The sequence below is a fragment of the Micrococcus lylae NBRC 15355 genome, from assembly GCF_001570885.1.
GTDB lineage: Bacteria > Actinomycetota > Actinomycetes > Actinomycetales > Micrococcaceae > Micrococcus > Micrococcus lylae.
Map to the genome: position 1 here is coordinate 1 of NZ_BCSN01000067.1, position 12,242 is coordinate 12,242.

Here is a 12,242-nt window from a genome sequence, read left to right on the forward strand (position 1 = left end):
GGGCGCACGAGTGAATCTCGCAGCCAGGTGAACGCGTTCGCGAACCCACCCCGGATGAAGGTCACGGCTGCGTCCAGGGTGGCCTTCGCTCCATCCCACGCCGTGGTGATCGCTGTCCTGATCCCCTCCCAGACCGGCTTCACGACTGAATCTCGCAGCCAGGTGAAGGCCGAGGAGAGGGCGCCTCGGATGAACCCGACCAGTGAGTCCCAGACGGCGCGGACGGCGGACCACGCCGTGGATATGGCCGTGCTGATCGCGTTCCAGACCGGGAGTACAACCGAATCCCGCAGCCAGGTGAAGGCGGGGCCGAGGACCTGCCGGAGTGTGGCGACGACCGCGGTGAAGATCCCGGAGATGGCCGCCCAGGCAGTCTGCACGGCGGCCACGATGCCGTTCCAGGCAGGGACGACCCACGTCTGCCACAGCTCAAGGAAGGCCGGGGCGAGCACGTTGCGGACGACCGCGACGAGGAGATCGAAGATCGCCTTCAGCATGCCCCAGGCGAACTGGACCACACCGGAGATCCCGTTCCACACCGGGACGAACACGTTCTGCCACAGCCAGGTGAACACGGGCGCGAGGTAGGTCTGCACGACGCTGACCAGGGACGTCCAGATCCCCTGCAGGACCGTGCCAGCGGTCTGCACGGCGGCCACGATCCCGTTCCACACGGGGATGAAGACGGCGTCGCGCAGCCAGGTGAACACGGGCGCGAGATAGGTCTGCAGGGCCCCGACCAGGGCCGTCCAGATGCCTTGCAGGACCGTGCCAGCGGTCTGCACCGTGGCCACGATCCCGTTCCACACCGGGACGAAGACAGCGTCGCGCAGCCACGTCATGACGGGGCCGAACCCGGTCTGCACGAAGCCGACGATGCCATTCCAGATCGTGGAGATGAGGCCCGCGGCAGCCTGCACGGCGGCCACGATGCCGTTCCACACCGGGACGAAGACGCCCTGCCACAGCCGCACCATGGCTGGGGCGAGCACATCACGTATGAATCCCCACAGGGCCGTCAGCACGGGGAGGATGTAGCTGTTCCAGGCACCGGCAATCGCGGCGACGATCCCGTTCCAGGCCGGCACCACAGCGCCCTGCCAGAAGTGCATGAACGCGGGCACGAGGGTGCCAGTGATCCAGCCGCCGATCGCCTCGAACACGGGGCGGATCACGCCCTCCCAGGCGGCCGCCGCGGCGACCTTGATGCCGTTCCACGCCCCGTCCACGACCTGCCGGAACCAGTCGAACTGCGTGTACGCGTAGATCGCGGCAGCCACCAGGGCGGTCAGCACGGTGATGACCACACCGATCGGGTTCGCGCGCATGACCGCATTCAGCGCAGCCATGCCGCCGGTCAGAGCCGCCTTCGCAGCCGTCACCGCACCCGTCACCGCCGCCCACCCCTTGAACGCGCCCACGAGGACGCCGACCGCGGCGCCCGCGGTGCCCAGGGTGACGGCCAGCAGCCCCACCCAGGAGCTGTTCTGCTGCACCCATCCCCCGAACGTCTGCAGGGCCGGGATCAGGCTGAGCTGGAACCAGTCGTAGACCTCACGCACCTTGCCGGCCAGGGCCTCCATGAAGCCCAGGAGGCCGCCCTGGGTGATGGAGCCGTCTGCGCGGTTCCAGGCGTCCGTGAACGCGCCGACCGCGTCCACGGCCACACCCATCCAGGTGCCGAGGGCGCCGAAGACGGTGGCGCCGAGGGGTTCGAGCCAGACGAGAACGTTGTTCTTGAACAGCTGCCACGCCTCGGCGAAGTCCATCGTCTCCTTGCCGACATCGAGGATCGAGTCGGACGTCTGCCCGGCCGCCTTCGTGAGGTCGTCCAGGTTCACCCGGCCCGAGGCGAGCGCGTCGATGAACTGCGGGGCGCCCTTCGTGCCGAACACCTTGCCGGCGAGCTCGAGCGCGGCTGCCTCGTCCCCGGAGGCGATGAAGCCCTGGATCTCCCCGACGACGCGCTTGAACGCCTCCTGCGGGGCCTCACCGTCCTTGGCGAGGGTCACCATGCCCTTAGACATGGCGGCCATCATCTTATTCGAGTCCAGGCCAGCCTTGTCGAGCTCGCCGGCCAAGACGGCCGTCTCCTCGAAGCTGAAGCCGAGCTGCTTCATGGCCGGAGCGTTCACGCCGACCACGGTGGCCAGGTCATTCATGCCGACGCCGGTGGCCTGGGACACCTGGAATAGGTGGTCCATGGCCCCGACGACGGCCTCACCCTCGATCCCGAACGCGTTGAAAGCGGCGGATGTCTTGGCGATGTCCACGTCCTCGCCGAGGATGCGTCCGGCCTCCAGGTACTGGGAGGCGACGGTCTCAAGGGTGTCCCCGGTGAGGCCCATGCGGGTGTTGATGTCAGCGACAGTGGTGCCGACCTGGTCGAAGGAGGCCGGGACGTTCTGGCCGACGCGCTTGGCGGAGTCCACCAGCCCGTCAAGGGCCTCACCGGAAGCGCCGGTGCCGACGCGGATGGTATCGGTGACGTCGTCGAAGACCTCGCCGACCTTGTACAGAGCGGTCCCGGCTGCGACCCCTGCCACCCCGATGGCCGCGACGCCAGCCACAATCGCAGTGCCGAAGCGCTTGCCCACCTTTTTGCCAGCCCCGTCGGCGTCCTTACCGGCTCCCTTGATCAGGGCCGGCCCGAAGTCCTTGAAGGACGGGAGGACCGGGAGCCAGACTGCCTCGTTTGCCTGGGGCATGGGGGCCTCGCTTCCTGGCCCCGCGGGGGGCCGGTCAGGTGCTGCGCTGCATGGCGGCGTAGGCTTCGTCGGTCAGGGCAGAAAGTCGTTCCATGGACCGACGCTCACGTGCCCGCTCGATGGCCGTGACGGGCACAGTCGGAGGCGGGGGCAGAGTCGTCTTCGCGCCGACCGCGTCGGAGACGCGCTTGAACAGGGCTTCCACGCCGTTGATCAGCCGGTCCAGACGCTGTGCCTCTGGCCCGTACTCGGCGAGGTGTGGGGCGCGGGACGGTTGGGGTTCCCCATGGACTCGCAGATACTGCTCGGCGAGCTCGTCATCCTGGGCCTGGGCGATCGCCAGACGTGAGCGCGGGGGTAGACCGTTGAGGAGGACCTGCAGCCGACGCCAGGTATGGACCCCCCGGAAGAAGTCCAGGAGGTCCACACCGTAGACGTCGAGCAGGTCACACTCGATGCTCTCCCCGTACCTGTCGATCAGCGTGATCAGGTACGGGAGTCGGCTTCCCCCGCCGGCCGGTACCCCTGCTTGATCAGGGCACGGATCTTGCGGGGGTCCTTCTCGAGGATCTTCCCGCCACCGGGGCCGATCAGCTCCACGTCCTCGACCAGATCGAAGAACAGCATCATGTCAGTGATGAGGTTCTCCATGGCCTTGTACCCGGCCTTGGCCAGCAGCGGCTCCACACGGGACCACTGCTCACCGCAGAGCGTGATGAGCATGGCCTGCATATCCCCGGTGCGGTAGGCGCGTGCCCACTGCATCAGGGCGGCACCGGTGGGCGCCTCGATCTTGATGGTTTCCTCGGCCGAGACCGGCAGTTCGAACGGGGCGTGCTCGGCCTCGGCGACGTACTGGTCCCAGGTCTTGAAGGTGGTGTTCTTGGCCATGGTGGTGGGCCTTTCTCGTGGTCGTGTCAGGACTTCTTGGCGGCCGGGGCGGCCTTCTTGGTGTTCTTCGGCATCCAGCCGCGGGCGATGAGGTTCGTCCGCTCGGTGGCGCTCGAGGTGGTCCACTCGCGGCCGTCGGGGTGCACGAGGGTCTCGGTCTTCTGCTCAGCCATCGGTGGCCTCCTGTCTGGTGGGCTAGGGGAAAGGCGGCGCGGGCGGCCCACCAAGAAACCCGCGCCGCCGGTCAGTAGGGGACGGATCAGCCGGCGGTCGGGGACGGGAAGCCCATGGCCTCGTGGTCGAGGCCGGGGCCGGCCCAAATCTCACGCATGGAGGTGCCGACCTTCGGGTCGTTGTAGGCCGAGAGGGTGGCCGGGAACTTCAGCTCGTCCTCCTCAGACCACTTCTGCTCGGCGTTCTCGGTGACCTGCGCTCGCGGCAGCCAGCGGACGACGTAGATCGCATCAGGGCCGTCGCCGTCCTTGCCGATGGCCAGGACACGCCAGTACAGCGGCTGCGGACGAGACGGCTTGTCGATGATCACGTTGCCGTTCGCATCCGAGGACAGGGTGGACAGGTCCACGCCCTTGTCCAACTCGAGGGTGGTGCGCTTGGCCTCCTGCGCGGTGAACTGCAGACCGGTCTGGTCGGACAGGACGTCCCGGCGGGTCGGCTCGGCGTAGCCGTGGGAGGTGACGTCCGAGACCTCCTGGTCGCGGGTCCACGTCGCCCCGTCGGACTTCGTCGTCAGACCCACGGACTCGTAGCCCGGGGGCAGCGCCAGCCCACTGCCGTCCCAGATCGACGTGATCTCCTCATCGGCGTCGTCGTAGCGCTTGACGAAGATCGCCATCTCGAGGATCTTGCGGATGTTCTTCGGGTTGTGCCCCTTGATGGTCTCGAAGCTCGCTCCGGCCATGGGTGCCTCCTAGGCGGTAGGTGCGCCCCCATTGCGGGGGCGGGCGGGTGGATTGGTTGGGGGTTAGTAGGGGCGGAACTGGACGGTGTAGACCGCCACGAAGCGGTGGACGGCCGGGTTGCCCCAGTCCACCCACGACGGAGCCGTCGCGGTGCGGACGGAGTCGAAGAGCAACCCGCCGGCGCGGCGGCCCTGCAGCTCGTGCATGGCCTGCCGGGCCCGCTCCGCGAGCTCACGGGCCGCGCCACGGGATGGGGCGAACGACTCCACGTCGACGGTCGGGGCGTCCGTGAGGCCGTCATCCACTCCGGGGCCGCGGGTGACACGGATGAAGCCGGGCAGGTGTTCCAGGTCGGGTGGCGCCTTGACGGACACGCGGACGCCGAGGGTCTGGGCGAGGTGGGCGACGAGGGCCTTCTCGACGTCGGGCCACATGCGGGTCACCCTCCTTTGGCAGCGCGGCCGAGGATGCGGCGGCGCCCGGTGCGGGACGAGCCCCACTCCTGCTCGACGTTGTCGCCGACGACGTTGACGTACTGGCGGCCTCCCGGGCGGGTGCCAGCCACCGTGGTCACCTGCATGTCCACGTCCTCGGCTGCGGCGAGCGCCTGTGCGCGGGCCGCGATGCCGTTGGCCTTGGCCTGCAGGGCAGGCAGGATCCCAGGGTGGGCCCATGCCTTGGCCATGAGCTCGGGGCCGATGCGGACCTCAGCCACGGACCCTCCCGAGTGCTGCCTTCACGAAGCCCGGGGTGATGAAGCCGCCAGGCTGGCGGCCAGGCTCACCCTCGACCTCGTACCGGATCCCGGCCACGATCACGGCGTCCGCCGCGCCCAGAGGGGCGTCAAGCGGCAGGTAGATCCACAGGCCGTCGATCTGCTGCTCCTGCGCGACCACAGCCTCGGACGAGCCCCGCGGCTCGTACCAGCACGCCCAGGTCTCGCGCCGCGGCTCCGCCGGCACCGGCACGCCGTACTCGTCGTACTCGGTCGACTCGCCGCGCAGCAGGAGCTCACACGTCTCGGTCATCAGCTGCATGGTCAGACCCTTCCGCCGAGCATGTACCGGGACAGGACGGTGTCCGTGGCCGGGTCGATGCCGCCCTCGAGGGTGACGGAGCGGCCGCCGATGGACTCGCTCTTCACACGCCCGCCACCGACGGTGGCGCGGGCGCGGTCGGCGATCAGAGCGAGGAGCTCGTCCGGGCACTCGTCGAAGCCGTGCTGGACGGTGATCGTGACGACGTCGGGCCAGCCTCCGGGCATGAGGAGCACGCCGTCGCCGAGGTCGTAGACGTCGGCCGGGGTGAGGTCCTGGCGGTGCGGGGAGGCGATGGCCTTGACCTGGACGACGCGCAGGGTGCGCAGCACGAGGGTGTCCGAGCCGCCGGTGCGGAGCGTCCACGTGTCCTCGCGCTGCGGGGCGATGTGCCACTCGCACTCGGCCCGGATGGAGCCGACGGCGGCGTCCACCGCCTTCTGTTGGTAGGGGGCGCCCGCGAAGCCGAGCAGGTCAGACGCCTCGATCATGTCGTTGCTCGCGCGGTTCACGTGCGCCTCCTCCCAGGTCAGTCGGCGGTGGTCTCGAACGCCTCGAAGCCGGTGCCGTCAGCCTTGCCGTCAGCGTCGGCCCCGGCGGGGGCCTTGTCCTGCGGAGCAGGGCCCTGCTTGTTCGCCGGCTTCGGGGCGGAGCGGCGCCGGCGGGCGGGCTTCGGGGCCTCCTGCTGGTCAGCCTCGGTGAGGCCGCGGCGCTTGGCGTCATGCTCGGAGAGCAGCAACGTCGTGGCGAACCCGTTCTCGTTGGTGATCTCGTAGGGCTTCAGACCAGCCATGGTGACTTCCTCGGGGTCGTGGTCGTGGGTGGCCCGCCCCGCGGGTGCGGGGCGGGCTGTCAGGGGGCCACCGGTCAGCCGGTGACCGTGGTCTTCACGAACGCGGCCGGGCGGGTCACGCCGAACGCGACGCGCTCCTCGGCCAGGACGGCCACGAGGTTTCGGACGAAGAAGTCCGCGTGCGAGTCCGAGAAGGTCACGGTGGTGTCCTCGCGGTCCCAGAGCACGGCCTTGGAGAAGTCGCCGACCACCGCGGTGCCCGCGGTGATCGTCTCGGACTCCACGATCGGCAGGGACCACAGGGTGCGCGGGCCCATCGTGAACGGGCCGGCGCCGTAGAAACGGCCGCCGGTCTCGCGGGCCAGGTCCACGGTCTCGACGTCCAGCGGGTTCATCAGGACCGCGTTCGGGACCACACGGCCCACGGTGCGGGCCTTCGTGATCGCCTTGCGGACCGAGACGAACACGTCGGTGTCGAAGTCCTGGGACTGGATGCCCGAGGTCGAGAGGATGCCGGTCAGGTTCTCCCCGACGCCGTCACCGGTGAGGATCTGCGCCTCCTCAGCCTCCGCGATGTCCTTGGACAGCTCATCGCGGATCAGGTCCTCCAGCTGCGCCGCGTCCGCGAGCGCCCGCTTGGTGACGGGCACCCACTCGGCGATGGTCTTCACGGAGGTGGAGACGCGCTCGAAGGCCCAGGAGCCCTCGGGCTTGAGGCCGCCGATCACGTTGGTGACGGTGGTGCCGTCGATGGCGGCGGCGGACTGGGCCTCGGGCACGGGCGCGGCCGCGTTGGTGTGCGCGGTCTGGCGGACGTACTCGAGGGTGTCCGAGCCGGTGCGGCGGACGGAGATGAGGTCGCGGATCGTCAGGGGGCGGCGGCCGAGCATCTCGATGATGCCGGTCTGCTCCGGGGTGACGAACGCGCCGGCGGAGGTGCCGGAGGCGCCGGTGAAGAGGGACTTCACGCGGATGGGGTCGGACTTCACCTGGGTGCGGTCCGGGATGCGGACCGTGCCGTCGGAGTTGGTGAAGCCCTTCATCATGGACTTGAACTGCGGGCTCGAGACGACCTCGAGTCCGAGGTTCTTCACGCGCTGGGTGGGGGTGCCGGCGCCCTTCTGCCCTTCGACGTCGTCGACGGCGTAGCCGCCGATCTCCTGGGCCAGGGACTTGGCCTGGTCGAGGACCTCGGCGTCGCGCTTGGCGACCTTGATCTGCTCGAGCAGGTCACGGCCCTTGGCCATGTGCTGGTCGTACTCGGTGCGCTCGGCGTCGGTGAGGGCGCGGCCCTCGCGGTCGGCCTTCTCGGCGGTCTCGCGGGCAGCCTTCGCCGCCGCCTGAGCCGCCTCCTGAAGCTGCTTGAGCTTCGACATGTGTGCCTCCTTGGCATGGGTGCGCCCCGTGGGGCGCGGTTCAGGGGGTGGTCAGCCCAGGACCTCGAGGTCCAGGGCCTGTGCTGCCAGGGCGCGAGCGGACGGCGCGCCGGTGGGCTCCTCCGACTTGACGCGCTGGGCGCCCTCGTCGTTGGCCTTCCCGGTGCCGCTGGCCTGGTCCTGGTCGCTGGTGCCGTCGCCGTTCTCCTGGGCGCCCTCGTCGGGCAGGGAGGACAGGACGGAGTCGATGGCGTCGCGGGCCTCGCGGAGCGAGGTCTCGTTGGCCTTGGAGAGGACGCGGCCGGCCTTGAGGCCGTCCACGATCCCCTTGACGGCCACGACAGAGGTGTCCTGGTTCGCGCCGATGGGCACGAACGAGAACTCGTGGACGCGGAGCTTGCGCAGCTCGTTCGCCTTGCTGCCGTCCTCAAGCTCGACGGCGCCCTCCTCGAGGGTGTCGAAGGCGAAGGAGAGCTGGTTCAGGCGGCGGCCCTTGACGAGCCGGTAGACGTGGGGGCCCTTCGGGGACTCCATGTCGAACGCGCCGTGGACCCGCCACCCGTGCTCGTCCTCGTCCATGTCGATGGCGTAGGCGACGTAGAAGTCAGGGTCGTCCATACGGTGCCCGAACAGGCCCGGCAGGGAGTTGCCCGAGTCCTTCCACTGCTGGATCGTGTCCAGGAAGGCGCCCTTTGCGACGACGTCGCCGTACGAGTCGGGCTCACGGGTGAAGGTGGACGGGTAGACGATGAACTCGCCCTCGGCCAGCCCGTCGTCGGGGCCGGCCTTCACCTCGCCCACGGGGACGGTCTTGATGCGCATGTTGACCTCCTCGGTCAGCGGATGATGACGAGCGAGCACTGGCAGTTGGCCACGTCCTCGGGGTCGCCGGTGAAGCTGCCCGGCCAGGGCATGCCGTTGGAGAAGTCCTCCTCGATCCCGACCTCCTCGCCGTCCAGTGCGGCGTGGGAGGCGCGGGGGTTCCACGAGTTCACGACCCACCGCTTCGTGGCCTTCGGCGCCACCTGCCTCGGGGCCTCAGCCATGCCGAAGCCCACGAACGTGGCGGCCGCGGTCATGGCCGCCTGGTCGGCGCGCGACTCCTCGGCCACGTCGAACACGTGCCCCACCGGGTCGACGTCGTCCTCGTCGTCCTCGTCGTCGTCCGCGAGCGCGGCTTCGATCTGGCGGAGGGTGGCGGCGTTGACCTGGGAGGCGATGCGCTCGGCGACCTTGGCCAGGAATGCCTCGGTGCGGGGGGTGTCGTACTGGTCGGGGTCGAGGCCCATGCCGGTGAGGACGTCACGGGCGGCGGTGGTGGCGAGGTCCGAGCCGGCGTCGAGGAGGTCCTCGGCGAGCTCGGCGTCCCACCGTTTCCCGTCCCACCAGGTGGGGGACTTCGCGCCGGTGGCCGAGGTGATGGCGGCGCGCTGGCGCTTGAAGTGCGCGCGGAACACCTTGACGAGCGGGTCGGTCTCCTCGGCCGGGATGGTGTCCCCGGCCGGGGCCTTCAGCTCGTACTCGATGGGGCCCACGGCCTTCACCCGCGGGGTGTGGCTGGCGCGCTGGTTCTGCGTGCCGGAGTCCGTGGGGGATGCCTGCCCGCCGGTGAGGACGTTCAGGGGCACCACGAGCTCGTCGCCGCCCTCGACGGCCGGCAAGTTCCGCATCGCGCGGGCCTCGTTGCGCGTCAGCCACGGGGCGCCGGTGGAGGTCTGCAGCTGGGCGGCCTGGTCCTCGAACGCGCCGCGCAGCTTCTCCTCGATGTTGAACTCGAGGTACATGTCAGCGGCCTCCGGGCCGAAGTCGTCCAGGAGGTTGGCCGCGAGCGCCTGCTGGATGCGCTGCAGCCAGGGGCCGAGCGTGTCCGTGTAGAGGCTCTTGTGCTGCTCCTTCAGGCTGGCGAACGTGGCCGTCTCCATCAGCCCGATCATGGGCGGGGGGATGTGGTAGGCCGCGGCGACTTCCTGGCGGGTCAGCTTGCGCGACTCGATGTACTGCAGGTCCTTGGCGGACTGCTGGGCGGCGGTGAACTTCATGCCGTCCTCGAGGATCGGCGTGCCGCCGACGTCCGCGCCGGAGCCGGTGTACTGGGCGCGCCAGGCCGCCTTGAAGCGGGCATGCGTGGCCGCGGACCAGGGCGGGGCGCCGGCGGGGCGCTCGATGTAGCCGGAGGCGCGGGCCCCGTTGCGGAAGGTCTGGGCGCGCATGAGCGCGGCCTCGTGTTCCTCGGCGAGAACGGAGCGCAGGGACTCGATCGCGGGGACGCCGCCGAGCTCACCGGCCGGGGAGTAGCCGCCGATGTAGACGACCTGGTCGCGCGTGAAGGTGCGGGTGCCGCGGTTGCCGCGCACGAGGAACTCGGTGGGGCCGGTCCAGTCGTCGCCGGCGGGCTCCCAGATCATCGGCGGGATCCGCACGAGGGCGTGCGGGGCGTCCGAGTCGGTGCCCTTCATCTTGACCGCGAGGTAGCGGTCGAAGATCGCGATGTCCTGGACGAGTGCCTCGACGAACGCGTACCGGTACTGGCCGGGCATGGGCCGGCCGATCAGCTGCGCGAGCGGGTGGTCGGTCACGCGGCGGCGGTCGGCGTCCCCGGCGCGCTCGAACAGGTGCAGGCCGAGGGAGGCGATGTTGCGGGCCAGGAAGTCCGTGACTGTGCGGACGGACCCGTGGGTGCGCCAGATCGCGGCGTAGTCCGACGTGTAGCCGGGGGCGATCTGCAGGGAGCGGGGCACGGAGGTCGTCGGGCGCGCGAGCCCGCGCACCTCACCGTGGCTCACGACGAACGCCATGCGTCACCGCCTCTCAGGTCGTGGGGAACTGCAGGTACGCGACCTGCATGCGGTCGATGACGACCTCCCCGTCAGCCCGGGGCGGGTTGTCGGAGACGCCGTCGTGGATGACGGCCTCGCGCAGGACCAGGAGCGCGCCGTCGCGGCGCACGAGGACACCGTCCACCGCGGTGCCGTCGTGCATGTTCACGACGGCGCGGCGGGCCAGCAGCGGCGCCCACTCGTCGGCGGGCGGCGCCGCCCGCCGAGCGGGGGAGAACCACACGGCACCGAGTGCGGCCGCGGCGGCCAGGATCGACAGGATGAGCGCATACACGGCCACGCGGGGCTCCTTCGGGTCAGACGTACATGAACTCGTCGTCGTAGGAGTCGTCGTCGTACGCCGACCGTCCCTGCGACGGGCCGATGGTGGCCTGCCAGCAGGCCAGGGACGCGGCCTCGAGCGGGGACACGTCCGCGGTGGACGCCTTCCGCCCGATCGCGAACCGGTCACCCACCGGGCGCAGGGCCGCGCCGGCCACCGCGGCGTCGAGCTCGGGCGCCGGCGTGTGCAGCAGCACCCCGTCCGCGACCCGCGAGCGCAGGTTCGCGAACGCGTCGAGGACGTCGGTCGTGGTGGCCACGTGCAGGTTCACGCCCTCGCGCTCGAGGGTGGGGATGAGCATGGCGCCGGGGCCCTTGCCGTCGATCACGACGGGCAGCTCGAAGCGGGCCTGCAGCTCCTTGGCGCGGTCCACGGTCCAGGCGGTGCCCGGCCCGTGCTGGAGCACGCGCGGCCAGACCGCCCCGGTGTCGTCGACGCCGGCACCGACGAGCGCTGCGGTCTTCAGGTCCATGGCCACGGCGATCGCCAGGCCGGTCATGGTCATGTCGGTGGGGCGCTCGACGTCGTCACGGGCGCCCTGCTCCCACTTGCCGGGGCCGAAGATGTCCGAGGTGGAGGGGTCGTCCCACCAGCCCATCCGCTCGCGTCCGAACTCGGCCGGCGGCAGGGCTGCGCGCTCGGCACGCAGGTACTCGACGGTCAGGCCGGTGCCGTTTGGGCGGACGCGGCCGAGCAGGGGGTTTGCGGCCTTCAAGTTCTCGACGTCGTCGAGCTGGCAGCCGTCCCACTTCCCTGGCTCGTGGTCGCACTTCTCGGATGCGCACGCGCGACGCGCGGACGCCCACTCGAAGTAGGCCATGCGCGCCGAGGCGCCGGCGCGGCCACGGTCGCGGATGCCGCGCAGCACATCCGAGTGCGCCGTGCCCGCGGACGACCCGTACACGACCTGCGGGTCCGGGCGGGTCGTCAGGGTCGGCAGCAGCGCGCCCATGTGGTCCGGCTGCAGCGCGAACGCCTCGTCGAGCACGACCTTGTCCCCGGAGAGGCCACGGCCGCCAGCCTTCGTGCGCGCCCGGAACTTCAGACGCGCCCCGGACTTCAGCTCGATCGCCTCGTCACCGTTGGCCCGGTGGACCTTCTTCACGCGCTTCGACAGGAACGAGGACCCGCCGATGAGGATCTCCAGGTCCCGGAACGCCTCCTGCGCCGTCGGGAACTCGTGCGCGGACCAGATCACCAGCTGCTGATCGGTGATGAACAGCCAGCCGAGCACGGCCATCTTCAGCACGCCGGTCTTCATGTTCTGCCGCGGCGCGATCACCGCGGTCTCGAATGCCGTGGACTTCCCGTGCGAGTCCATGCCGAACATCGCGTCCAGCACGAGCCGCTGCTCAGGG

The 12,242-nt window shown here is 70.3% G+C and carries 15 protein-coding genes; all 15 read right to left on the reverse strand.

Annotated features, from left to right (window positions below):
* On the reverse strand, positions 1-2,708 hold a 2,708-nt coding region (locus tag MLY01S_RS10870), incomplete at its 3' end, for a phage tail tape measure protein (protein ID WP_082740131.1).
* Between the two features lie 34 nt (positions 2,709-2,742).
* Positions 2,743-3,135 carry a hypothetical protein gene (locus MLY01S_RS10875; RefSeq protein WP_067191984.1) on the reverse strand — a complete coding sequence of 131 codons (393 nt, stop codon included), beginning with the start codon at positions 3,133-3,135 and terminating at the stop codon, positions 2,743-2,745.
* 59 nt (positions 3,136-3,194) lie between these two features.
* On the reverse strand, positions 3,195-3,599 hold the full coding sequence (locus MLY01S_RS10880; RefSeq protein ID WP_067191986.1) for a hypothetical protein: 405 nt from the start codon (positions 3,597-3,599) through the stop codon (positions 3,195-3,197).
* 26 nt (positions 3,600-3,625) lie between these two features.
* Positions 3,626-3,772: a hypothetical protein gene (locus tag MLY01S_RS12510; protein ID WP_157531296.1), complete on the reverse strand. Its 147-nt coding sequence runs from the start codon at positions 3,770-3,772 to the stop codon at positions 3,626-3,628.
* 86 nt (positions 3,773-3,858) lie between these two features.
* Positions 3,859-4,518: a phage tail tube protein gene (locus MLY01S_RS10885; RefSeq protein WP_067191989.1), complete on the reverse strand. Its 660-nt coding sequence runs from the start codon at positions 4,516-4,518 to the stop codon at positions 3,859-3,861.
* Between the two features lie 63 nt (positions 4,519-4,581).
* Positions 4,582-4,953, reverse strand: a complete 372-nt coding sequence (locus MLY01S_RS10890; protein ID WP_067191992.1) for a hypothetical protein — start codon at positions 4,951-4,953, stop codon at positions 4,582-4,584.
* A gap of 5 nt (positions 4,954-4,958) precedes the next feature.
* Positions 4,959-5,234, reverse strand: coding sequence for a hypothetical protein (locus MLY01S_RS10895; RefSeq protein ID WP_067191996.1), 276 nt, complete (start codon positions 5,232-5,234; stop codon positions 4,959-4,961).
* Complete coding sequence (locus MLY01S_RS10900) at positions 5,227-5,547, reverse strand: hypothetical protein (RefSeq protein ID WP_135103223.1); 321 nt, start codon at positions 5,545-5,547, stop codon at positions 5,227-5,229. Before MLY01S_RS10900 ends, MLY01S_RS10895 begins: the two co-directional genes overlap by 8 nt.
* A gap of 11 nt (positions 5,548-5,558) precedes the next feature.
* A complete protein-coding gene (locus MLY01S_RS10905; protein ID WP_067192002.1) occupies positions 5,559-6,068 on the reverse strand; it encodes a hypothetical protein in 510 nt (169 codons plus the stop codon).
* A 17-nt stretch (positions 6,069-6,085) separates the two neighbouring features.
* Positions 6,086-6,349 (reverse strand): hypothetical protein, encoded by a 264-nt coding sequence (locus tag MLY01S_RS10910; protein ID WP_067192004.1) that lies wholly within the window; start codon positions 6,347-6,349, stop codon positions 6,086-6,088.
* Between the two features lie 74 nt (positions 6,350-6,423).
* A complete protein-coding gene (locus MLY01S_RS10915; RefSeq protein WP_067192007.1) occupies positions 6,424-7,725 on the reverse strand; it encodes a phage major capsid protein in 1,302 nt (433 codons plus the stop codon).
* Positions 7,726-7,776: 51 nt separating this feature from the next.
* Positions 7,777-8,547, reverse strand: coding sequence for an HK97 family phage prohead protease (locus MLY01S_RS10920; protein ID WP_067192009.1), 771 nt, complete (start codon positions 8,545-8,547; stop codon positions 7,777-7,779).
* A gap of 14 nt (positions 8,548-8,561) precedes the next feature.
* Positions 8,562-10,520 carry a phage portal protein gene (locus MLY01S_RS10925; RefSeq protein WP_067192012.1) on the reverse strand — a complete coding sequence of 653 codons (1,959 nt, stop codon included), beginning with the start codon at positions 10,518-10,520 and terminating at the stop codon, positions 8,562-8,564.
* A gap of 13 nt (positions 10,521-10,533) precedes the next feature.
* Positions 10,534-10,842, reverse strand: a complete 309-nt coding sequence (locus tag MLY01S_RS10930) for a hypothetical protein (protein ID WP_067192015.1) — start codon at positions 10,840-10,842, stop codon at positions 10,534-10,536.
* 16 nt (positions 10,843-10,858) lie between these two features.
* On the reverse strand, positions 10,859-12,242 hold a 1,384-nt coding region (locus MLY01S_RS12695), incomplete at its 5' end, for a terminase large subunit domain-containing protein (protein ID WP_169795148.1).

What these genes read in the sequence shown, in the direction of transcription:
- MLY01S_RS10880 (WP_067191986.1), bottom strand. Translation starts at nt 3,599, where the DNA reads ATGGCCAAGAACACCACCTTCAAGACCTGGGACCAGTACGTCGCCGAG.
- MLY01S_RS12510 (WP_157531296.1), bottom strand. Translation starts at nt 3,772, where the DNA reads ATGGCTGAGCAGAAGACCGAGACCCTCGTGCACCCCGACGGCCGCGAG.
- MLY01S_RS10885 (WP_067191989.1), bottom strand. Translation starts at nt 4,518, where the DNA reads ATGGCCGGAGCGAGCTTCGAGACCATCAAGGGGCACAACCCGAAGAAC.
- MLY01S_RS10890 (WP_067191992.1), bottom strand. Translation starts at nt 4,953, where the DNA reads ATGTGGCCCGACGTCGAGAAGGCCCTCGTCGCCCACCTCGCCCAGACC.
- MLY01S_RS10900 (WP_135103223.1), bottom strand. Translation starts at nt 5,547, where the DNA reads ATGACCGAGACGTGTGAGCTCCTGCTGCGCGGCGAGTCGACCGAGTAC.
- MLY01S_RS10910 (WP_067192004.1), bottom strand. Translation starts at nt 6,349, where the DNA reads ATGGCTGGTCTGAAGCCCTACGAGATCACCAACGAGAACGGGTTCGCC.
- MLY01S_RS10915 (WP_067192007.1), bottom strand. Translation starts at nt 7,725, where the DNA reads ATGTCGAAGCTCAAGCAGCTTCAGGAGGCGGCTCAGGCGGCGGCGAAG.
- MLY01S_RS10920 (WP_067192009.1), bottom strand. Translation starts at nt 8,547, where the DNA reads ATGCGCATCAAGACCGTCCCCGTGGGCGAGGTGAAGGCCGGCCCCGAC.
- MLY01S_RS10925 (WP_067192012.1), bottom strand. Translation starts at nt 10,520, where the DNA reads ATGGCGTTCGTCGTGAGCCACGGTGAGGTGCGCGGGCTCGCGCGCCCG.